The sequence below is a fragment of the Saccharospirillum sp. MSK14-1 genome, from assembly GCF_003054965.1.
Taxonomy (GTDB): domain Bacteria; phylum Pseudomonadota; class Gammaproteobacteria; order Pseudomonadales; family Natronospirillaceae; genus Saccharospirillum.
The window spans coordinates 41,012-61,668 of record NZ_MIES01000026.1; the positions used below are offsets into that span (position 1 = coordinate 41,012).

Consider the following 20,657-nt stretch of genomic DNA (forward strand, 5'->3'; position numbering starts at 1 on the left):
GTATCAAGACCGCCTCAGTCAGCCACCCAGTCGCGCAACGATTCACCCAAATGATCGAACAGCAACCGCACCCGCCGCACCGAACGCAACGATTCGTGCATCGCCAGCCACATCGGTAACTCAAAACGGACACTGTCGGACAGTATCCGGACCAGATTCGGCTCACGCTCAGCCAGTTTGCATTGCATCGGGCCAATGCCAAGGCCACAGCGAATGGCCGCCAATTGCGCTGAGTTATTGTCGGTGCGCAGATCGAAATCGGCCCGCTCGAGTTTGAAATCGTGTTCGCGCAGAACGCGCACAGCGGTGTCGTCGCGATCGAATCCGATGAGCGCATGACCGTTTACATCGTCCTTGTGCTGCGGCGTACCTCGCCGAGCCAGATAATCCCGATGCGCATACAAGGCGACCTCGACCTGACCAATGTGCCTGGCCACCAACGCCGTTTGATTCGGTTCGGTCATGCGGATGGCGATGTCAGCTTCGCGCATCAACAGATTGGTGACGCGGTCGGACGTCGACAATTCCAACGCAATCGTCGGATAGCGCTGACGAAACGGCACCAACACCGACGGCAGAATCTCACAGCCGACCACTTCACTGGCCGTGACCCGAATGGTGCCACTGGGTTCGGACGACTCCCCCGAGGCTTCACGCAACAGGGCTTCAGCCGCGGCGTTCATGGCTTCGACATGCGGAATCAGCGCCAGCGCAACTTCGGTCGGTTCCAATCCATTACGCCCACGGGCAAATAAAGCGCGACCCAGCTGCTGCTCCAGCGCGTCGATGTGGCGGCCGAGTGTCGGCTGCGTCAGATTCAATCGACGCGCCGCTGCTGACAAGCTGCCTTCCTGAACCACCGCCAGGAACGACCGGTAATGAGTCCATTCGCTGCTCTTTTCATTCATGCTTTGTTAATCACACTCATTCATTTTTGTATATATCAGATACATATTTCGCCAATTTCCATTCTTATTATTAGAGAGCACAGTAAGCGCCGTGTCCACCCAAACTCACCAGGAGATCACAATGAGTACTGTATTAATCCTCGGCGCCACCGGCAGTGTTGGCGCTAACATCACCCGCACTCTGGCCCAACGCGGCTGGAACATTCGCGCGCTGCATCGCAACCCGGAAGCCGCCGCCGAGCAGTTTCAGGATTTACCCGCCATCGACTGGCGGCGCGGCGATATGCATCAACCGGGCGACGCCACCGCCGCCGCTCAAGGCTGCGACGTGATCGTTAATGCCACCAACCCGCCCGGCTACCGTCACTGGCGCGAAATCGGCTTGCCGATGCATCGCGAAGCCATCGCTGCCGCCAAGGCGACCGGCGCCACCTTGGTGTTTCCGGCCAACGTCTATAACTACGCGCCGGACAGTGGCGAGAACATTACCGAAACAGCACCGCAACAACCGGTTACTGACAAAGGCCGGGTGCGCGTCGACATGGAGCAGATGTTGCGTCAAGCCGCCGATGAGGGCGTGCAGGTCATACTGCTGCGCGCAGGCGATTTCTTCGGGCCGGGCGCGGGCTCGTCGGTGTTGAACTTTTTGATTAAACCCAACCAACGCATTCGCAAAATGGCTTATCTCGGCCCCATGAATGTCCGGCACAGCTACGCCTACTTACCCGATCTGGCCGAGACCTTTGCCCGCCTGATTGAACGCCGCGACCAGCTGCCACGCTACGCCGATTTCCAGTTTGCCGGTCAGGTGATGACCGGCGCTGAACTGGCCCAACAGGTCCGACAGGTCAGCGGCGAACCCGCCATGAAGGCGGGCGGTTTTCCCTGGTGGCTGGTGCATCTGGTGGCGCCGTTTAATCTGACCTTTAAAGGATTGCTGGAAATGCGTTACCTCTGGGACCAACCCATCACACTGGACAACTCCAAACTGGTGGCCGAACTGGGTGAAGAGCCGCGTACGCCGATGCCGAACGCACTCACCGAAACGCTGACCGCCATGCATTGCCTGCCGGGCGATGAGCAAACTGCCACCGCCTGAGAACCTTGCCGCACTCGAGTGGAAAGGGTAGCGTTAAGCCTCACTCGAACACTGTCAGGGACGACAATGAGTTTAGCGGTGCTCTACAGCCGTGCGCGTTTAGGGATGGACGCGCCACTGGTCACCATCGAAGTTCATCTCACCAACGGCCTGCCCGCTTTTACCATGGTCGGCCTGCCTGAAACCGCCGTGAAAGAAGCCCGTGACCGGGTGCGCTCGGCCCTGCTCAACAGCCAATTCGACTTTCCCGACCGACGCATCACCGTCAACATGGCGCCCGCCGATTTGCCCAAACAGGGTGCTCAGTTTGATCTGGCCATCGCGCTGGGCATTTTAATTGCCAGCAAGCAACTGCCCGGTGATGGCATCGAGGGGTATGAGTTCTTTGGTGAGCTGGCACTGTCGGGTGAACTCAGGCCCGGCCCGGCATCACTGCCAGCGGCCATTGCCTGCACCGACGCCGGACGCACCTTGATCACCAGCCCATCTGGCGCCGTCGAAGCGGCGCTGGCTACTGGGTCCGATGTGCGCCACGCCAGTCATCTGTTGCAAGTCACCAGTCATTTTCGCGGCCATCAAGCGCTGCCTCAGGCGCACTACCAGCCACCGTCGGCGCCGCCGCCAGCGCCGGACCTGGCCGATGTGAAAGGTCAGGAAGGTGCCAAACGGGCGCTGGAGATCGCCGCCGCCGGGCGACATAACCTCTTGTATTTTGGCCCGCCGGGCACCGGTAAAACGCTGCTGGCATCACGACTGCCGGGCTTACTGCCGCCGCTGACAGAGCAGGAAGCGCTGGAGGTCGCCAGTGTGCAGTCGGTCTGTGGTCTGCCGCTGAATTGGGGTTATCGACCGTTCCGAGCACCGCACCATACGGCCTCGGGTGTCGCACTGATTGGCGGCGGTTCGATTCCGCGACCCGGAGAGGTGACCCTGGCCCATCGTGGTGTTTTGTTTCTGGACGAGCTGGCTGAGTTTCCACGGGCGGCGCTGGATGTGTTGCGCGAACCACTGGAGAGCGGCGAAGTGAGCATCGCTCGCGCTGCGCGTCAGACCACCTTTCCGGCGCGCTTCCAGCTGGTGGCGGCCATGAACCCAACGCCAGGAGGATACAGTCCGGACGATCCGCGCTCACAACGCTACAGTCGCGAGCAGATGCAACGTTATCTGGCGCGGTTATCCGGCCCGCTGTTGGACCGCATTGATTTGCACATCGAGGTCCCTGCGCTGCCCAAGGAGGTTTTAACCCAAGCCGCGCCAGGCGAGCCGACCGCCATCGTACAGCAACGCGTGGCTCAAGCCTGGCAGCGCCAACTGGATCGCCAGGGGTGTGCCAATGCGGATCTCAGCGGGGCGCTTCTGGAACAACACTGCGCGCTGAGTGCTGCGAATCAACACTTATTGGATACCGCCATGGAACGATTGCGACTCAGTGCACGGGCCTACCATCGCATCTTGAGAGTCGCCCGCACCGTTGCGGACTTGCGGGGGCTAGCGGAGATCGACAAGAGCGCCCTGATCGAGGCGCTCAACAGTCGGCAATTGGAAAAGCTGCTGGGATCGGTCTGACGCCGATCACAGTTCCATATCGTATTCGATCATCACCGGCAGGTGCGGCGAAATACGTGGCTCACGCTGAATTTTCACGTCAACCACATAGTCGGCTATGTTGGGCGTGACCATCTGGTAATCGAGCCGCATGCCGTTGGCCTGAGCTTCGTCGAACGGCCACCAGCTGTGCTGACGATCTTGGCGGTTCATCAATCGGAAGGCATCGACAAAACCGATCGGCCCGGTCACCTGATCCATCCAGGCGCGTTCTTCGGGCAGAAAACCCGCTTCGCGCTGATGGTTTTCCCAGTTACCCAGATCGATGGAGCGATGCGCCACCTGATAAGAGCCGGCGAAAATAAACTCGCGGCGTTTGCGGCGGGTTTTCTTCATGTGCAAACCGAGCACTTCCAGAAACGCCAGCTTGTGTTCCACTTCCTCTTCGGTGCGCGCGTGCGGCACGTTGATGGAAGCGATGCTGACGTTATCGAAATCGGCCTGAATAAACCGACCTTCCAGATCCCACTGTGGGGATCCAATACCACGAATGATTGCTTTGGGCATGGAGCGGCTGTATATGGCCGTACCCGAGTAACCCTCTTCTTCTGCGTCAAAGAAAAAGGCGTTGTAGCCGGGCACTTCCAGAAACGCTTCGGGCAGCTGATATTCCTTGGCACGCAGTTCCTGAACGCAAACCACGTCTGCATCCAGTTTCTCGAGCCATTCGAGAAAGCCACGCTGGGAGGCATTCACAATGCCATTCAAATTGAGGGTGACGACCTTCATGCTGTCTATCCAGTCAAAAACGCGCGTATCATAGCGGCGCGATAGTGCAGTGTCACGGCACTGTACCGCCTTTTCAGCCTGATTTGCGGGCCTTTTTTAGTGAAAGTGCTGAGGCGGATCGAACGCTGTGTCCACACAACTTAGCCGACTGTGCCGGTCTTTTTGTTCTCGGCCCGCTTTCGTTATACTCGCGCGCCAACTCGGCCCAAGCAGCCACAACACTCATGCCCTGGGGACCTTAGCTCATGGATCATATCGCTTCCACTGCAACGACAGAAGCACTGAGCGACTGGCAGCGCGATTTCATCCGCTTCGCCATCGACCAACACGTCCTCGGTTTTGGTGACTTCACCCTGAAGTCCGGTCGACAAAGCCCCTACTTCTTTAATGCCGGTCGTTTCCAGACCGGCGAAGCACTCGACCGCCTGGGACGGTACTACGCTCAGGCGCTGGTCGATTCCGCTCTGGATTTTGATCTGGTCTTCGGCCCGGCCTACAAAGGCATTCCCTTGGCGACCACCACCGTCGTTGCACTGAACCGCGATCACCATCGCTCTGTGCCTTACGCCTTCAATCGTAAAGAAGCCAAAGATCATGGCGAAGGCGGTACGCTGGTGGGCGCTGAATTGAAGGGTAATATCGTCATCGTCGACGATGTGATTACCGCCGGTACCGCCATCCGTGAAGTTCAGGCATTGCTGGCACACTACCCCGAGGCGACACTCGCCGGCGTCGTGGTTGCCATGGATCGTCAGGAAAAAGCGCCGGGCAGCGAGCTCTCTGCGATTCAGGCGTTACAGAGTGAGCATCAGTTACCGATCATCCCGGTCATCACCTTCAGTCAGCTGGTCGGCTACTTAAAAGAAAATGGTGATTTCGCCGATTACCTGCCCGCCATTGAAGCCTATCGCGCCCAGTACGGCGTCGCCTGATCCAACCGCGACATAAAAAAGTGATCTGAGAAACTTACCGAAGCGAAAGCAGTCTGAGCCTTTTACCCATTCAGGAATGCAGCCATGCAACGCGCCCTGTTTATCGCCTTGGTGGCACTCGCCATTGGCGCTTTCTTTCTGTTTGATCTCGACAGCGCTTTCACACTGACCAACCTGCAGCAGCAACAGACGCAGCTCGCGGCGTATCAGTCGAACCACCCGTGGCAGTTGGCCACGCTCTATTTTGTCGTCTATGTACTGATGGCCGCGCTGTCGTTGCCCGGTGCAACCTTGCTGACGCTGGCCGGCGGCGCTTTGTTCGGTTTGCCACTGGGGTTATTGCTGGTCAGCTTTGCCAGCACACTGGGTGCCACCGGTGCGTTTTTAAGCGCTCGTTTTGTGCTGCGTGACTGGGTGCAACGGCGTTTCGGTGATCGCCTCGCTGCCATCAATGCAGGCCTGGAGAAAGACGGCGGTTTCTATTTGTTTTCGCTGCGGCTGGTGCCGCTGTTTCCGTTCTTTGTCATCAACCTGGCGATGGGACTGACGCCCATTCGTACCTGGACGTTTTATTGGGTCAGCCAAGTTGGCATGCTGGCCGGCACCGCGGTCTATGTGAATGCGGGCACTCAACTGGCGCAATTGGACGGTCTGGGCGGCATCCTGTCACCCGACCTGATCATCGCCTTTGTCCTGCTCGGCTTATTCCCGCTGGTTGCGCGCAAAACACTGGCACTGCTACGCCAGCGCTTCAGTAGTGATACTTGATCACCGCGCCGTACCAGTTCTGACCGTTGTTGGGTTTTTCGATGCCGCCGTTGGACACATGCTGGAAGCGCCCGCCCAGCTGCACCGGCCCCCATTGCAGACCCAGACCGAAGATCTGGCTGAATTGAAACCGCGTTGAATAAATATCCGGGCCCAGGGTGGTGCGGCTCAAGTAAGCCACGCCCAAACCGGTCTCAAAAATGCCGGTGATCGGGCCCATGGGTAAGCGCCAGTCGAATACGGGTGTTACGTTGGCCATCGATTGCTCCTGACGAACGCCCTCTTCGCGATAGGTGGCCTGACCGAGCGCCACTTCTAATATTGTTGTGACGGCGAACGGACCAAAAACACCCTGCACGGGCAAGTCCCAGCCGACCAATACGCGTCCGCGTTCTTTGCCATCATCGCTGCCGATATCCAGTCCGGCGGTATCTGCGCCCAACGCATTGACCGCCATGGCGGTACCGACAGAGGTTAAAACCGCCACGTTATGCATCTTTAAAGGTTCGGCCTGAACCCCGGTCACCAGTGCCACCGTCAACAAACAACCTACCCAGATACGCATTCGACCCCCTTTATCAAAGACCAAAGGCGGGCATTATAGCCATAACAACTTGCCGTTATACTGACCGGATGCTGCCAAACTTACCGCGAATACTCATCTGCTTAAGCTTACTGGGACCTTTAAAGGTGCTGGCCGATACGACGTTGACCATCGTCTCCGAGCCTTGGCCTCCCTATGTCACTGAGCAAATCGAAACGCCCGGCTTTGACGTCGAGGTCACCGAAGCGGTTCTGGCCCAGCTCGGCTTCTCGATGGAGCTGCAACTACTGCCATGGCGCCGGGCAATGATTGAAGTCAATTCCGGCCAGGCCGATGCCTTGCTCGATGCGTTCGACAGCCCTGAACGTCGTCGCCACCTGCACTACCCCGACGAGCCACTGAGTTACAGCACCTCGTTCCTGTACTGCTATGCCTGCGATCACCATCAGGCACCGAGTCTGGCTGATCTGGAAGGTTCCGTTGTCGCGGTCAATCGAGGCTATCAGTATCACGATGCCTTTGATGTACACCCGGGCATTGATCGCATCCCGGTTGATACCTTTGAACAAGGTTTTCGTCTGCTTCAGCGCGGCCGAGTGGAATATTACGCGGTCAACAACCAGGTCGCCGCCTATGTATTGCAGCACTGGGACGACGCCAACATCAAACCGCTGGCGCCGTCTCTGGCACCGGCGGAGCCGGTCTATCTGGTGTTTGCCGACAAACCCGGCTACGACGATATGGCTCAGCGATTCAGTGACGAATTGCAACGCTTTAAACGCACGCCAGCGTACCGTGCCATCCTGCGGCGCTATGGCTTAAACAGCCCTTAAGTCGGTGCGGTGGATGGGCTTAGCCGCCCAGTTCCCCTATACTCCCCATTCGTTTTCGTTCGGTTTGGACTGACCCCATGTTTCGAATGATTGGCGCCTCGTTGTGCTCGCTTTTTCTGGTGGTTGGCCTGACGGGTTGCGGTCAGAAAAGCGACCTCTATTTGCCCGACGAATCCGCCCGCACACTCTCGACCACGCAACAACAGGATTTCATACAGCCATCATGACGGCCGATTTTTCCGCTTTCCAACCCCGTAACGGTGAACTGAACGCCGAAGCTGTGCCACTGAGCCGTTTGGCCGAACAGTTTGGCACACCGCTTTATGTGTATTCGCGGACCACCATCGAACAGAAATTCGACGCTTACCGTCGTGGGTTGGGTGAGCACCCCGGCTTGATCTGTTATGCCGTTAAGGCCAATTCCAACCTGGCGGTGCTCGATGCACTGGCGCAGCGCGGTGCCGGTTTCGACATCGTCAGCCTGGGCGAGTTGGAACGCGTTCTGGCCGCGGGCGGCGACCCAGCCAAGGTGGTGTTTTCTGGCGTTGCTAAGCAAGCCCATGAAATGAAGCGCGCGCTGGAAGTGGGTATTCACTGTTTTAATGTTGAGTCCGAAGGTGAGTTGCGTCGACTCAATGGCGTTGCTGCTGAACTGGGTGTGCAGGCGCCGGTGTCGTTGCGCGTGAATCCAGATGTCGACGCCCAGACGCACCCCTATATTTCCACCGGCCTGAAACAAAATAAATTCGGCATTGCGATTGAGCGGGCGCTGGATGTGTACCGATTGGCCGCGCAGGATTTGCCGCATCTCGATTTAATCGGTGTCGATTGCCATATCGGCTCACAGATTCTCAACACATCGCCCTTCGACGATGCGCTGGATCGCGTCCTGGCGTTGGTCGATACCCTGGCCAGCGAAGGCATCAAGCTCAAACATCTGGATCTCGGTGGCGGCCTGGGTGTGCGTTACAGCGGCGAAGACATCGAACCTGATGTGGCCGCCTTTGTGGCTCGGCTGGTCGATGTGCTGGGCGATCGTGATCTGGAATTGGTTCTGGAGCCGGGTCGTTCCATCGTTGCTAATGCCGGTGTGTTGTTAACCCGGGTAGAATTTCTTAAAGACAACGGCGATCACCATTTCGCCATTGTCGATGCGGGCATGAACGATCAGATTCGTCCGGCGCTCTATCAAGCCTGGATGAGCATTGAACCGGTCACACCTAACCCGAACGGCCAGCAAGCCGACTGGGACATCGTCGGCCCCGTCTGTGAAACCGGCGACTTTATTGGCAAAGGCCGACCGCTGGCACTGGCCGAAGGCGATCTGCTGGCCGTGCATTCTGCCGGCGCTTATGGTTTTGTGATGGCGTCTAACTACAACTCGCGTAATCGTCCGGCCGAAGTTATGGTCGCCGGCGATCAGGCTCAGCTGGTACGCAAACGGGAAACCGTTGCGGATCAACTGGCCCTGGAATCCCGACTGAACTGAGAAGCGCATGCGCCTGAAATTCACCAAGATGCACGGCCTGGGCAATGACTTTATGGTCATTGATGGCGTCTCCCAAAACGTGGAATTTTCCGCTGAACAGGTGGAGCGTTGGGCCGATCGCAACTTTGGCATTGGCTTCGATCAACTGCTGTTAGTAGAACCGCCAACCCGGCCAGACCGCGATTTTCGCTACCGCATCTTTAATGCCGACGGTGGCGAAGTGGAAAACTGTGGCAACGGTGCACGTTGCTTCGCGCGTTTCGTGCTCGATCGCAAATTGATTCAGGCTGATCGCATCCGTGTTGAAACCGCAGGCGGTGATCTGGAACTGTTGGTACAACCCAATGGCGAAGTCACGGTTGATATGGGACGGCCACGATTAGCGCCCGAAAAAATCCCCTTCATCGCCGACGCGCGCCAATTGCTGTATTCGTTGCACACCGCACAAGGCGATACCCTGGAAATCGCAGCCGTCAGCATGGGCAACCCACACTGCGTCGTGCGCGTCGACCGAGTGGAAACCGCGCCCGTAGAAACGCTCGGCCCGGAACTGGAGCAACACGAACGTTTCCCACAACACGTGAACGTTGGTTTTCTGGAAGTCATCGATCGCACCCAGGCGCGGCTGCGCGTCTATGAGCGTGGCGTCGGGGAAACCCTGGCCTGTGGCACTGGCGCCTGTGCGGCGATGGTCGCCGGTCACATCAACGGCTGGTTTGACGATCAGGTTCACATCCACCTGACAGGTGGTACCCTGAAAATTGAATGGTCCGGCGATGGCAACGTGTTGATGACCGGGCCGGTTGAAACTGTCTACGAAGGAGTGGTGGGGTGACCGAGACTGTTAACGACAGCGCTGTATCGGAAGAGGCCGTCATTGCCTTTCTGCGTCAACAGCCCGATTTTTTTGAACAACACCCCAACCTGCTCAAGCAACTGCAACTGCGTCACGAATCCGGTAATGCCATCTCCTTGATGGAACGCCAGAATCACATTCTGCGCCAGGAAAACCGTCAGTTGATCGACCGCCTGAATCATTTTATTGAAGTCGCCCAACGCAACGACCGTCTGTTCCAACAGTTGCAGCGGCTGGTGCTGGCGATGGTGCCGCATACCACCGCCAATGACCTGATTGATGCTTTGGAAACCGGCCTGATTGAGCACTTTGATGTTCACGAAACCAGCGTCATTCTGTGCGACCGGCCCAATGCTGACGGCGACCCTTGGTTGCAGATCAGCCGCGACAGCCTGAGTCAGTATTTCCCCACGCTGATCAACGAAGGCAAAGCCATGTGTGGCAGTTTTGGCGACCGCGAACGGGATTTCCTGTTCGCCGGACGCCAGGTAGCGTCCCTGGCACTGGCACCACTGACCGATGCCGACCACCAACCGATCGGCGTTTTGGCCTTAGGTCATCAAGACAGCCAGCACTTTCGCTCAGGCACCGAGACGCTTTTTCTGAGCCACCTGGCGCAGCTGACCAGTCTTTTATTGGCGCGTTGCTGACATTTTCTTGATAAACGTCAGCAAAGCTTCAATTCTGTGACGCCACCGCCGTCTCATTGTTCCAATGGCTGCTACACTGGCGGTGCATTCGACCATTACCTGCCGCTTTCATGTTCAAACCCGCACTGCGCATCGCCCTCATTTACGCCCTCTTCGCAGGCGCCTGGATTCTGTTTTCCGATCGATTAGTAGAGTCGCTGATCGACGATGTCGTCTGGCTGAATCGAGCCCAGTCGCTCAAAGGCATTAGCTTCGTACTGATCACCAGTCTGCTGCTGTATATCTTGCTGTACCAAACCCTGCGACAGGTGCAGACGCTCACCTTGAAAGACCCTCTGACGGGCTTACCCAATCGCTATGCGTTTGAAGCCGAATTAAAACGCCGCTGTCGTCGCAGTTTGCAGCGCGGTTCGGTGTTCAGCCTGAGCATGCTCGACATCGACCACTTTAAGAACATGAACGACGAGTTAGGCCACAGCATCGGTGATGACTTGCTGGTGGCCCTACACGGCTCACTGCGTCAGCATCTGGGAGACAGCTGGTATTTGGCGCGTCTTGGCGGCGATGAATTCGGACTGATCAGTCCGCCAGAAATGACTCTGGAAGAATGCAGCGAACGACTCGATTGGTTGCAGCACAGCCTGACCCGCAGCGCCAAACACAGCCGACTCCACGGCCAGACCGTGAGCATCGGCTCCAGCCACTTCCCCGGCGATGGCGATAACAATCGGGATCTGATGCGCCACGCCGACATGGCGTTGTTCCACGCTAAATCGCACGGTCGCGATCGACACAGCGTGTTCCGCGAAGAACTCAAAGACCGGCTGATGGAACGCCTGACGCTGACCAAAGACCTGCGCCAGGCCATCGACGACAACGCCTTCGAGCTGGTCTACCAACCGCAGTGGAATGTCGATGAAAAGCGTTGGGTCGGCGCCGAAGTGTTGATCCGCTGGCAGCACCCGCAACGCGGTTATATCTCCCCGGCTGATTTTATTCCGCTGGCGGAAGAGCAGGGCATGATCGGCGCCATTACCGACTTTGTGATCAATCGTGCCTTCACTGAGCTCGACGCGGCGGGCATTCGACAAAACCAACTCGGCCGCATCTCAGTCAACCTGTCGCACTTGGCACTGATCGAACATGCCACCATGAGCCACCTATTGCGACTGACCAAAACACAACCCGCAGACAGCCCGGTGTTGCGTCTGGAAATTACCGAAACAGCGACCATGCAGGATCTCGATGTCGCGCTGAAAGCGATCAGCGCCTGGCGTCAGGAAGGCATTGAGTTTTCCATCGACGACTTCGGCACCGGCTATTCATCACTGTCGATGCTCAAACAATTGCCGCTGGTGGAACTGAAGATTGATCGCAGTTTTATTCAGGATATTCCCGACGATCACAACGACGCCGTCATCACGGAAACCATCCTCGCCATGGCGCGTACTTTAAAACTGGAAGTGGTGGCGGAAGGCGTCGAAACGGATGCGCAGGCGGCGTTTTTAACGCAGCACGGCTGCTCCATCATGCAGGGGTTTTATTACGCCCGACCCATGCCGGTTACCGAATTGACCCAGCTGCTCAACCAATAAACGCCAACACCAGTGAGGCGGTGCCGAGAAAGGCAAAGAAACCGACCACATCGGTGACGGTGGTCAGCACCACCGAACCGGCCAATGCCGGATCAATCTTCATGCGCGACAACACCCAGGGCACGGCCACACCCGCGAGCGACGCCGCCACCAGATTGACCAGAATGGCAAAGGCAATCACACCCATCAGCACCAGACTGTCGTACCAGACGCTGGCAACGATGCCGATGACAACGGCCCACAACACCGCATTGATAGCGCCCACCAGCAATTCCTTGCGAATCAGCGAGCGCACGTTAGCCGAGCCCAGCTGACCGGTCGCCAGCCCTCGAATGGCCAGACTGAGCGTCTGACTACCGGCAATACCGCCCATGCTGGCCACCACCGGCATCAGTACCGCCAAGGCCACCCACTGCGACAAAGCCACTTCGAAGCGCCCAATCACCCAAGCCGCCAGCAACGCCGTCAGCAAGTTGATACCTAACCAGACAGAACGTTTAGGGACCGCCAAGCGCACGGGGGAGAACAAGTCTTCCTCTTCCAGACCACCACCGGTCAGTTGGGAAATCTGTCGTTCCTGCTCTTCGGTGATAACATCAAGGGCATCGCTGGCGGTAAACCGTCCGAGCACCGTGCCGTTTTCATCGACCACCGGCAGCATCGACCAACCCGAGGCACGTATCGATTGAGCACCTTCGTGCAGTGACAGGGCGGGGTTCAACGGATTGATTTCCGGATCGATAAACTGGCTGAGCGGTTGCTGCGTCGGCACCTGCATGGCGGTATCGAGCGACAAACAGCCTTGGTAACGGCCATTGTCATCCACCAAAACGATGACATCCGTCATCTCCGGAATCCCGGTTTCGCGCAGCGCTTTACGAAACAGACGACCGGGCGTGTCGGCCACTACGGTAATGACCTTAAAGCTGAGCCAACGACCAATCTGATCATCGTCGTAACCCAGGGCCGCCTGCAGCTGTTCGCGCTCTTCCTGATCGAGTCGTCGCAATACCCGCCGGCCCAGTTGCACCGGCAAGTCGTCCATCAGCTCCAGCAGATCTTCCGGATCGGTACGACCCAGCCATTGCAATAACGAATCCGGCGGCGCGGCTTTGAGCAACGACCGGCGGTGCTCATCGTGCAACTCCACCAACACCGCGCCCCGCATCGCTGGCGGCACTGCCTGCCACACCGACAAGCGCGCTTCAAATGGCAAGGATTCCAGCGTAAAGGCAATATCGGTATCGGACAGGCCATCAAACCAGTCAGGGCGGGGTGGTCGCTCAGCGGCTAATTCTTCCAGCCAGAATTCGACGTGATCGTGCAGGGTTTCTTCGCGGCTCGACATGCTTGGGCAGTTCCCGGAAAAACGATGGGCCGGTCGGCACTCGCCGACCGGAAACAGGTCAGATTAACCACCACTATAGCACGAGGTTAACGACATTTTGCGCCGTCTCAGGCAGCGATACCAACCACCAGACGAGCCACATAGCCCGCCACCGGATCCCCTTCGATCGTCACTACCTGAAGCTCGCTGCCATCGGCAAAAATGGAATCGGTGGCGACGCTTCTGACCGACGTATTCTGACCCCGCTCAGTGTAATCGCGGCTGTTATAAACCGCCTGAGTGACGGTATCGGGAAACGCCAGTTGCGAAGTGACCGTTGCGCGACTGCCCGCCGGATCTTCCAGATACACCTGAAAGTGAATGTGCGTCACCCGGCCCGGATACCAGCCCGGATAGATCGTATTGAAACGCGCAACTCCCTGACCCTCGGCAAACTGAAGACCGCGACAAAAGGTTTCACCGCGCGCGTCGTTGTAGCCGGAATAACGTCCATCCCGGTCACAATGCCAGACATACACACCAGCACCTTCAATCGGTCGGCAGCCATTGTTCACATCGACAATCTTTAATTGCAGCGCTAACGGAACACCCGGCAAGCCCTCGGTCAAATCACGACGCACCAGGTCCGGACGGTTAAGCACCTCCCGCAACGGGAAGGGACCTTCGGTTTCGCGCGGCATTAACCGGCATTGAATATCGTCCAGTTCATCTTCATTTTCGGCGCGGGCAAAGCCGGACGCGCTGATCAAAGCGCCCGTGACCATGCCACCGGCCAACCCTAGAAAAAGACGCCGGCTGGTTGCCGGAAGATTGTTGTCACTCATGCCATCTAGCCCTCGGTCGATGCCATTCATTCATACCGACCCTTTGTACGCCATCCGGCTTGGCAGCGAATGTGCCATTCGGCAGAAAGACGGGTAAAAACCCCGTAAGGACAAGGCTTGGCATGTGACCGCTATTTGCTTGAAGATAGTGGATCAGGCTCATCATTCCCCGTATGCTGCGCCGCCGCCAACCTTCTGCCATGGGAGTTCGCAATGAAACTGGCTGTACTGACCCGCGAGCCGAGTAATTATTCGACCCAGCGACTGGTCTCGACCGCGCAATCACGCGGCCACGAGGTGCTGGTCATCGATACTCTGCGCTGCTACATGAGCATCGCCTCGCATCGCCCGGCCATTCATTACAAGGGCGAGGCGTTGGAAAACGTTGATGCCATCATTCCCCGCATCGGTTCCTCCATTACCTTTTATGGCACTGCCGTGGTTCGTCAGTTCGAGATGATGGGCACCACCACGCTGAATCCGTCACTGGCGATCTCGCGTTCGCGCGACAAATTGCGTTCGATGCAAATGCTGGCGCGCAAAGGCATCGGCCTGCCGATCACCGGTTTTGCTCATAGCCCCGATGAAATCCCTGACCTGATTCAGATGGTCGGCGGTGCGCCCTTGGTGGTGAAACTGCTCGAAGGCACTCAGGGCATTGGCGTGGTGTTGTGTGAAACACGCAAAGCTGCGGAAAGCGTGATCGAGGCGTTTCTGGGCCTGGACACCAACATCCTGGTGCAGGAATACATAAAAGAAGCCGGCGGTGCTGACATCCGGTGCTTTGTAATCGGTGACAAAGTGGTCGCCACCATCAAACGTCAGGCCGCACCGGGCGAATTCCGCTCCAACCTGCATCGCGGCGGCAGCGCTGAGGTGATCAAAATCACTCCCGAAGAACGCAAAACCGCGGTGCGCGCCGCCAAGGTTATGGGGTTGGAAGTCGCCGGTGTCGATATTCTGCGCTCCAATCACGGCCCGGTGGTGATGGAAGTGAATTCTTCGCCGGGTTTAGAAGGCATCGAAATGGCCACCGGCAAAGACCTCGCCGGTCTGATCGTCACTCATCTGGAAAAGAAACTGGTCGACAAACCCAAGCGCGTCGAAGGTTAACCGAACAAGGAAGACATCCCCATGCCGCAAATCGAACCTGCCAAGCTGGCGCCCGGGCGCTGGCATAATCTGCCGCTGGCGCTGCCCGGCGCTCCGGGTAACTCCGACGCCACCATGCACACCTTTGTGCGCCGCGGCCGCAAACCGGGCCCGACCTTGTTTGTCACGGCAGCGCTGCACGGCGATGAATTGAACGGTCTGGAAGTGATTCGTCGCTTTATGCGTTCGCGCAAGCTGCGCGGACTGAAAGGCACGGTGATCGTGGTGCCGGTGGTCAATGTTCACGGCTTCGGTATGGGTTCGCGTTATCTGCCCGACCGGCGCGACCTGAACCGCGTTTTCCCGGGCTCAGCGTCGGGCACGTTGGCCTCACGCGTCGCCGAAGTGCTGATGCAGGAAGTGGTGCTGCAATCCGATTACGGCATCGACCTGCACACCGCTGCGCTGCACCGTTTTAATGTGCCGCAGGTACGTGCCGAGCTGAACAACCCAGACGTCGAAGCCATGGCGCGTGCCTTTGGTGTGCCGCTGATTCTCAACAGCGAGTTGCGCGAAGGCTCGTTGCGTCAGTCGGCGGGTAACAACAATATCCCGGTGCTGGTCTACGAAGCAGGCGAAGCATTGCGTCTGGATGAAATCAGCATTCGCGCCGGTACGCGCGGCATCACCAATGTGATGATGCATCTGGGTATGCTCAGCGGCGTCGCCAAGGTACGCACCGATCAGACGGTTGCCGATACGTCTTACTGGGAACGCGCCGCCGATTCGGGTGTGTTCCAGTGTTTGGTGAAACCCGGCACCTACGTGAAAAAAGATCAGCTGCTGGCGCGCATCATTGGCCCGAACACCATGGAAGCCACCGAAGTGCGTTCGTCACGCGCGGGTATTCTGGTCGGGCTCACGCAGCTGGCGCTGGTGTACGAAGGCGATGCGCTGTTCCACATTGCGCGTTATCGCGGCATGTCCGAAGACGTTGCCAATCAGGTAGAACGCTTCCACGAAGAATTGGGACCTGAATTCGGCACCTAAGGGGTTGGGAATCGCTCGGCGAACAGCGGTTCGTCGAGCAGTTTCATGCCAAACTCGCCACTGCGCTGATACCCCAACGATTCATAGGCGCGCTGAGCGGCGATGTTGTCGTGACCGGTAAAGAGCACCGAGCGCTGCACGCCTTGCTCTCGCGCCAGCAGCAGCGAACCGGCTACCACGGCTCGGCCATAGCCGCGACCCCGCTGTTCTTGTGGCGTAAAAACGCCACCAATCTGCACGGTCTGCGCCGCTTGGGCATTAAAGCCAGACATTGCCACGGGCTCGCCGCTGCGACACAACACAAAAAGATGACCGCTGGGAATTTCCTGCTGCATTAACGCCCGTGCCCGGCGCCGGGTTTCGGCGTTGTCCGGTTCGGCCATGGTTTCTCCGGCGTAAACGATGCGCCATTCCACCAACCAATCTTCATCAGCCGGCGTCGCCAGACGCACGCTCAGTTCACCATCGCGCAACGCCGTCGGAACCTGCAACTGTTGCAAGTCGAGCGTGTACAGCGGCTCGGGGTTATCCATGCGCCAGCGCTGCACCTGAAAGTAATCACCCAGCCAATCAACCTGAGCCCGATCACCGATGATGCCTTGCACCGGCCGGTCGGCCTGTTCCGCCAGTAAAGGCGCAATGTGCTCAAGGCCTCTGGGCGCTGACGGCAACACCATGCCTTGCCAATAATGCGCCACCACGCCGACCATCCGGCCCTGTTCAAAGGCGCCCCAATACTGCCCTTGATAGGGGAGGTTGCCAGCAACAATCCCGCTGCTTTGCAGGTTGTTCAGCAAAAACAGACTGACATCGCGATGCGCCAACAGAAACTCACGCAATTGCGGTTCATCCGATGGGGTCAGTATACGGGCAGCAAGGGACACAGCGGTACTCCAGAACCTTGGAAGCGATCAGTATCTCAACTCACTCTTAAGCCGCAAGGGCTTTTGCCCTGCCCGACCGGACTCGCTATATTCTCGACCCTGCGCTTGCGCCCGACTGTGCTGTCACCGAGGAACGCTTTTTTGCCCCGCCGCCTGATCGAATTCTATTTCTGCCTGAGTCTCACTGCCGGCTGGTTACCCACGGCGGCGCTCGCCGATGTGATTCGAGTGGGTGGTGACGATTCGTTTCCGCCTTATGAGTACGTCGACGATAACGGCAACGTCACCGGCTACAACGTCGATATGACGCGCGCCATTGCCGAAGTGATGGGACTGGATATTGAAATCACCCTAAGCAGCTGGTCATCAATGCGTTCAGCGCTGGATAACGGCGAGATGGATGTGCTGCAAGGCATGATCGCCTCCCCGGAGCGCGCTAAGGATTACACCTTCAGCCCGCCCTCGGTAATCGTGAATTTTTCTTTTTTCGCCCGCAGTGACGATCCCGAACCCAACAGCCTGGTCGATATTCGTGGCAAAACCGTGGTGGTGCAGCGCGAAGACATCATGCACGACTACCTGCGCGAGCGGGATCTGGGCGTGCGCATCGTCCCCGTGCGCACCCATTACGAAGCCCTGCGCCAGATTGCCGCTGGCCGTTTTGACTACGCCCTCGGCGCCACTTTGCCGAGCCTGTATTACAGTCGCGAATACAGACTGTCGAACGTCGAATCGGTCTGGCGGCCGGTGCAGGCACAGCCTTATGGCTATGCGGTTAAAAAAGGCAACGAAGACATTCTGGCGCTGTTTTCCGAAGGCCTGGCGATTTTAAAGAACACCGGCCAACAACAGGCGATTTACGACAAATGGCTCGGTTCGCTGGAAAACCCGCAAAGCCGCGACTGGCGTTTGGTCGGCATCGCCACCGGTGCCACGTCGGCGCTGCTGTTGTTCGGCCTGGGGTTGGTGGTGGTGTGGAACCGCACGCTGCAACGCCGGGTCGAGCGCCAAACCGAAGAAGTGCGCAAGCAGCAGCAACAGTTGATTCAAGCCGATAAGATGAGTTCGCTCGGTACGCTGGTGTCGGGCGTGGCACACGAAATCAACAATCCATCGGGGCTGATTCTGCTCAATCTGCCCATGCTCAGCGATGCCTGGGACGATGCGCTGCCATTGCTCGATCGACTCTACGACAGCGGCCGTTTTGATATTGCCGGTCTGGACTACCAGCGCATTCGCCGCGAAATCCCCTACGTCATCAGCGAAATGAACGAAGGTGCCCAGCGCATTCGCCGCATCGTTAATGACCTGCGCGACTTTGCCCGCCAGGAAGCCAAAGACACCGCCGTGCCCATCAATCTCAACGAAGTGGTTGCCACCGCCGCGCGCCTGCTCGATGTCACCATCCGCGGCTACACCCGCCACTTTTCATTAACCCTCGATCCCTATTTGCCGTCCATGCTGGGCAACGCTCAGCGAATTGAACAGGTAGTGGTGAATTTGATCATCAATGCCTGCCAGGCCTTGCCGGACGACAGCCGGGCGGTCAAGGTGGAGACGCGCATTCATCACGCCAGCCAACGCCTGGTGCTGGTGGTTCAAGACGAAGGCGTGGGCATTGAGCCGGAAGCGCTGTCGAGCCTGACCGATCCGTTCTACACCACCAAACGGGAAAGCGGCGGCACTGGCTTGGGGCTGTCGGTATCGGCCGGTATCGTGACGGCCTATCAGGGCGAAATGAACTTTTATTCCCAGCCAGGCGAAGGCACCCGTGTTGAAGTGACCTTCCCCTGGAATCACCGCGAAGAGACTTCCGTTCATGAATAAGAACGCCGATCAGACCGACAGTCGCTACCCGGAATTCGGCATCCTGCTGGTGGATGACGAAGCGTCCTATCACCGCAGCCTGGGGCTGATGCTGGAACGCAAAGGCGGCATTAACCACCTGTATTATTGTCAGGACAGCCGCGACGCCATGGCCATGCTGGAAACCTATCCCATTGGCGTGGTGCTGCTCGATCTGAATATGCCGCATCAATCCGGTCAGTCACTGCTGCGCGAAATGAGCGAGGCCTTCCCCAATGTGGTCATCGTCATCATCAGTGGTCTGAACCAGGTGGAAACGGCGGTGGAGTGTCTGCGCATGGGCGCGTTCGACTTTTATGTGAAGACCACCGAATCAACGCGTTTGCTCGAAGGCATTAAGCGCGCCATTCAATTGCAGGAAATCAAACGCGAAAACGAAGAGCTGCGTCACCGGGTGCTCAGTCGCCGACTGGATTCACCCGAAGTCTTCTCCGACATTCTGACGCAAAGTCGTGCCATGGCGTCGGTGTTTCAGTACCTGGAATCGGTCGCTCGTTCATCGCAGCCATTGATGATCTGCGGCGAAAGCGGCACCGGTAAAGAACTGATCGCGCGCGCCGTACACCGACTCTCCGGGCGGCAGGGTAAGCTGGTCACCGTCAACGTAGCGGGACTCGATGACCACATCTTTAACGACACCCTCTTTGGTCACCGCAAAGGCGCCTTTACCGGTGCCGATAGCGAACGGGCGGGCCTGGTCGAAGAAGCCTCCGGCGGCACACTCTTTCTGGATGAAATCGGCGATCTGCCACCGTCAGCGCAGATCAAGTTGCTGCGACTGTTGCAGGAAGGTGAGTACTACCCCATCGGCTCCGACCGCCCCAAACGCACTCAGGCGCGCATTTTGGTGGCCACCCATCAAGATTTGGCCGAACGCCAGCAAGCCGGTGATTTCCGCCGCGACCTATATTATCGCCTGTGCACTCACCAGGTTCAGATACCGCCATTGCGCGCACGTCGCGAAGACATTCGCCTGCTGTTCACCTATTTCGCGGAGCTCGCCGCTGAAGACCTCGGCCGTCCCGCCCCCGATTACAGCCCGGAACTCTGGGCGGTCCTGCAAAATTACGATTTCCCCGGCAACGTTCGTGAACTGCGCGCCATGGCCTTCGATGCCGTCAGCCGGCATCAATCCAATGGTCCGCTCAAACCCAGCGACCTGCCCTGGCAGCAGGATCGCGACCCATCTGTCGACGCCGGCCAAGGCGGCGCGCTGGTGCAGTTCCCGTTGGATGCCCGCCTGCCGACGCTCAGTGAAATGGATGAATTGCTGATCCTCGAAGCCATGCACCGCGCCGACAACAACCAGTCCATTGCCGCGCGCATTTTGGGTATTTCACAACCGGCGCTGAGTAAGCGACTGAAACGACAACGCGATGGTGAAACCCGTAAAACCAGCCTGTCTGACTGAACTCGAACTATTCCTTTGGTTATAACTATTCCAAAAGTTATAGGTTCTTTGTGACATCCATCACACGCACAACCGCTGTGCACAGGACCCACCCCGTCCACTGGGGGCGATTGCGGCTTGTTCAAAGTTTCTACAAGCGCACTTTTATCGCTCACCAAAACGCACCAATTCAGT

The 20,657-nt window shown here is 58.0% G+C and carries 20 protein-coding genes; 14 read left to right on the top strand and 6 right to left on the bottom strand.

Annotation, left to right across the window (positions count from 1 at the left end; all coding sequences use genetic code 11):
* Positions 1-14 precede the first annotated feature (14 nt).
* Positions 15-908 carry a LysR family transcriptional regulator gene (locus BGP77_RS04060; RefSeq protein WP_108163452.1) on the bottom strand — a complete coding sequence of 298 codons (894 nt, stop codon included), beginning with the start codon at positions 906-908 and terminating at the stop codon, positions 15-17.
* 121 nt (positions 909-1,029) lie between these two features.
* Here BGP77_RS04060 and BGP77_RS04065 point away from each other — a divergent pair, with 121 nt between their 5' ends.
* The gene (locus tag BGP77_RS04065; RefSeq protein ID WP_108163453.1) at positions 1,030-2,007 is read left to right on the top strand and encodes an NAD-dependent epimerase/dehydratase family protein; all 978 of its coding nucleotides are present in this window, start codon (positions 1,030-1,032) and stop codon (positions 2,005-2,007) included.
* A gap of 66 nt (positions 2,008-2,073) precedes the next feature.
* Positions 2,074-3,573, top strand: coding sequence for a YifB family Mg chelatase-like AAA ATPase (locus BGP77_RS04070; protein WP_108163454.1), 1,500 nt, complete (start codon positions 2,074-2,076; stop codon positions 3,571-3,573).
* 6 nt (positions 3,574-3,579) lie between these two features.
* Here the strand turns inward: BGP77_RS04070 and BGP77_RS04075 are convergent, their stop codons facing one another.
* Positions 3,580-4,341 carry an exodeoxyribonuclease III gene (locus BGP77_RS04075; protein ID WP_108163455.1) on the bottom strand — a complete coding sequence of 254 codons (762 nt, stop codon included), beginning with the start codon at positions 4,339-4,341 and terminating at the stop codon, positions 3,580-3,582.
* 281 nt (positions 4,342-4,622) lie between these two features.
* On the opposite strand from BGP77_RS04075, the gene pyrE reads away from it, so the two are divergent.
* Together pyrE and BGP77_RS04085 are read left to right on the top strand one after the other, a co-directional pair.
* On the top strand, positions 4,623-5,273 hold the full coding sequence (gene pyrE, locus BGP77_RS04080) for an orotate phosphoribosyltransferase (protein ID WP_108164352.1): 651 nt from the start codon (positions 4,623-4,625) through the stop codon (positions 5,271-5,273).
* A gap of 84 nt (positions 5,274-5,357) precedes the next feature.
* Entirely contained in the window at positions 5,358-6,041 is a 684-nt protein-coding gene (locus tag BGP77_RS04085) for a TVP38/TMEM64 family protein (RefSeq protein ID WP_108163456.1), read from the top strand.
* On the opposite strand, the gene BGP77_RS04090 is transcribed toward BGP77_RS04085, so the two are convergent.
* Positions 6,025-6,606: an acyloxyacyl hydrolase gene (locus BGP77_RS04090; protein WP_108163457.1), complete on the bottom strand. Its 582-nt coding sequence runs from the start codon at positions 6,604-6,606 to the stop codon at positions 6,025-6,027. The genes BGP77_RS04085 and BGP77_RS04090 overlap by 17 nt on opposite strands.
* Before the next feature lie 125 nt (positions 6,607-6,731).
* Here BGP77_RS04090 and BGP77_RS04095 point away from each other — a divergent pair, with 125 nt between their 5' ends.
* The 6 genes from BGP77_RS04095 (at position 6,732) to BGP77_RS04120 (ending at position 12,008) form a co-directional block, all read left to right on the top strand.
* Positions 6,732-7,418 carry a transporter substrate-binding domain-containing protein gene (locus tag BGP77_RS04095; RefSeq protein WP_158269264.1) on the top strand — a complete coding sequence of 229 codons (687 nt, stop codon included), beginning with the start codon at positions 6,732-6,734 and terminating at the stop codon, positions 7,416-7,418.
* 77 nt (positions 7,419-7,495) lie between these two features.
* The gene (locus tag BGP77_RS04100) at positions 7,496-7,645 is read left to right on the top strand and encodes a lipoprotein (protein ID WP_199224193.1); all 150 of its coding nucleotides are present in this window, start codon (positions 7,496-7,498) and stop codon (positions 7,643-7,645) included.
* Positions 7,642-8,907: a diaminopimelate decarboxylase gene (lysA, locus tag BGP77_RS04105; RefSeq protein ID WP_108163459.1), complete on the top strand. Its 1,266-nt coding sequence runs from the start codon at positions 7,642-7,644 to the stop codon at positions 8,905-8,907. The genes BGP77_RS04100 and lysA overlap by 4 nt, the downstream gene beginning before the upstream one ends.
* Positions 8,908-8,914: 7 nt before the next feature.
* Positions 8,915-9,742 carry a diaminopimelate epimerase gene (gene dapF / locus BGP77_RS04110; RefSeq protein ID WP_108163460.1) on the top strand — a complete coding sequence of 276 codons (828 nt, stop codon included), beginning with the start codon at positions 8,915-8,917 and terminating at the stop codon, positions 9,740-9,742.
* Positions 9,739-10,413 (top strand): DUF484 family protein, encoded by a 675-nt coding sequence (locus tag BGP77_RS04115; RefSeq protein ID WP_108163461.1) that lies wholly within the window; start codon positions 9,739-9,741, stop codon positions 10,411-10,413. The genes dapF and BGP77_RS04115 overlap by 4 nt, the downstream gene beginning before the upstream one ends.
* A 110-nt stretch (positions 10,414-10,523) precedes the next feature.
* Positions 10,524-12,008 carry a bifunctional diguanylate cyclase/phosphodiesterase gene (locus BGP77_RS04120; protein ID WP_108163462.1) on the top strand — a complete coding sequence of 495 codons (1,485 nt, stop codon included), beginning with the start codon at positions 10,524-10,526 and terminating at the stop codon, positions 12,006-12,008.
* Here the strand turns inward: BGP77_RS04120 and BGP77_RS04125 are convergent.
* On the bottom strand, positions 11,998-13,356 hold the full coding sequence (locus tag BGP77_RS04125; RefSeq protein ID WP_108163463.1) for a magnesium transporter: 1,359 nt from the start codon (positions 13,354-13,356) through the stop codon (positions 11,998-12,000). The genes BGP77_RS04120 and BGP77_RS04125 overlap by 11 nt on opposite strands.
* Positions 13,357-13,463: 107 nt before the next feature.
* Entirely contained in the window at positions 13,464-14,180 is a 717-nt protein-coding gene (locus tag BGP77_RS04130) for a protocatechuate dioxygenase (RefSeq protein ID WP_158269265.1), read from the bottom strand.
* Between the two features lie 213 nt (positions 14,181-14,393).
* On the opposite strand from BGP77_RS04130, the gene rimK reads away from it, so the two are divergent.
* On the top strand, positions 14,394-15,293 hold the full coding sequence (gene rimK / locus BGP77_RS04135) for a 30S ribosomal protein S6--L-glutamate ligase (protein WP_108163465.1): 900 nt from the start codon (positions 14,394-14,396) through the stop codon (positions 15,291-15,293).
* 21 nt (positions 15,294-15,314) lie between these two features.
* Positions 15,315-16,322: a succinylglutamate desuccinylase/aspartoacylase family protein gene (locus BGP77_RS04140; RefSeq protein WP_199224194.1), complete on the top strand. Its 1,008-nt coding sequence runs from the start codon at positions 15,315-15,317 to the stop codon at positions 16,320-16,322.
* On the opposite strand, the gene BGP77_RS04145 is transcribed toward BGP77_RS04140, so the two are convergent.
* Entirely contained in the window at positions 16,319-17,206 is an 888-nt protein-coding gene (locus BGP77_RS04145; RefSeq protein WP_233252293.1) for a GNAT family N-acetyltransferase, read from the bottom strand. The genes BGP77_RS04140 and BGP77_RS04145 overlap by 4 nt on opposite strands.
* A 141-nt stretch (positions 17,207-17,347) precedes the next feature.
* Here BGP77_RS04145 and BGP77_RS04150 point away from each other — a divergent pair, with 141 nt between their 5' ends.
* Both BGP77_RS04150 and BGP77_RS04155 read left to right on the top strand, forming a co-directional pair.
* Positions 17,348-19,033 (top strand): transporter substrate-binding domain-containing protein, encoded by a 1,686-nt coding sequence (locus BGP77_RS04150; protein ID WP_233252294.1) that lies wholly within the window; start codon positions 17,348-17,350, stop codon positions 19,031-19,033.
* Complete coding sequence (locus BGP77_RS04155; RefSeq protein WP_108163468.1) at positions 19,026-20,483, top strand: sigma-54 dependent transcriptional regulator; 1,458 nt, start codon at positions 19,026-19,028, stop codon at positions 20,481-20,483. Before BGP77_RS04150 ends, BGP77_RS04155 begins: the two co-directional genes overlap by 8 nt.
* Positions 20,484-20,657 lie beyond the last annotated feature (174 nt).

Bases quoted from the DNA above. Each gene is read 5' to 3' on its own strand.
- BGP77_RS04130 (WP_158269265.1), bottom strand. From the start codon at position 14,180: ATGAGTGACAACAATCTTCCGGCAACCAGCCGGCGTCTTTTTCTAGGG.
- BGP77_RS04065 (WP_108163453.1), top strand. From the start codon at position 1,030: ATGAGTACTGTATTAATCCTCGGCGCCACCGGCAGTGTTGGCGCTAAC.
- BGP77_RS04125 (WP_108163463.1), bottom strand. From the start codon at position 13,356: ATGTCGAGCCGCGAAGAAACCCTGCACGATCACGTCGAATTCTGGCTG.
- rimK (WP_108163465.1), top strand. From the start codon at position 14,394: ATGAAACTGGCTGTACTGACCCGCGAGCCGAGTAATTATTCGACCCAG.
- BGP77_RS04100 (WP_199224193.1), top strand. From the start codon at position 7,496: ATGTTTCGAATGATTGGCGCCTCGTTGTGCTCGCTTTTTCTGGTGGTT.
- BGP77_RS04060 (WP_108163452.1), bottom strand. From the start codon at position 908: ATGAATGAAAAGAGCAGCGAATGGACTCATTACCGGTCGTTCCTGGCG.
- BGP77_RS04140 (WP_199224194.1), top strand. From the start codon at position 15,315: ATGCCGCAAATCGAACCTGCCAAGCTGGCGCCCGGGCGCTGGCATAAT.
- BGP77_RS04070 (WP_108163454.1), top strand. From the start codon at position 2,074: ATGAGTTTAGCGGTGCTCTACAGCCGTGCGCGTTTAGGGATGGACGCG.
- dapF (WP_108163460.1), top strand. From the start codon at position 8,915: ATGCGCCTGAAATTCACCAAGATGCACGGCCTGGGCAATGACTTTATG.
- lysA (WP_108163459.1), top strand. From the start codon at position 7,642: ATGACGGCCGATTTTTCCGCTTTCCAACCCCGTAACGGTGAACTGAAC.
- BGP77_RS04155 (WP_108163468.1), top strand. From the start codon at position 19,026: ATGAATAAGAACGCCGATCAGACCGACAGTCGCTACCCGGAATTCGGC.
- BGP77_RS04090 (WP_108163457.1), bottom strand. From the start codon at position 6,606: ATGCGTATCTGGGTAGGTTGTTTGTTGACGGTGGCACTGGTGACCGGG.
- BGP77_RS04085 (WP_108163456.1), top strand. From the start codon at position 5,358: ATGCAACGCGCCCTGTTTATCGCCTTGGTGGCACTCGCCATTGGCGCT.
- BGP77_RS04075 (WP_108163455.1), bottom strand. From the start codon at position 4,341: ATGAAGGTCGTCACCCTCAATTTGAATGGCATTGTGAATGCCTCCCAG.
- BGP77_RS04120 (WP_108163462.1), top strand. From the start codon at position 10,524: ATGTTCAAACCCGCACTGCGCATCGCCCTCATTTACGCCCTCTTCGCA.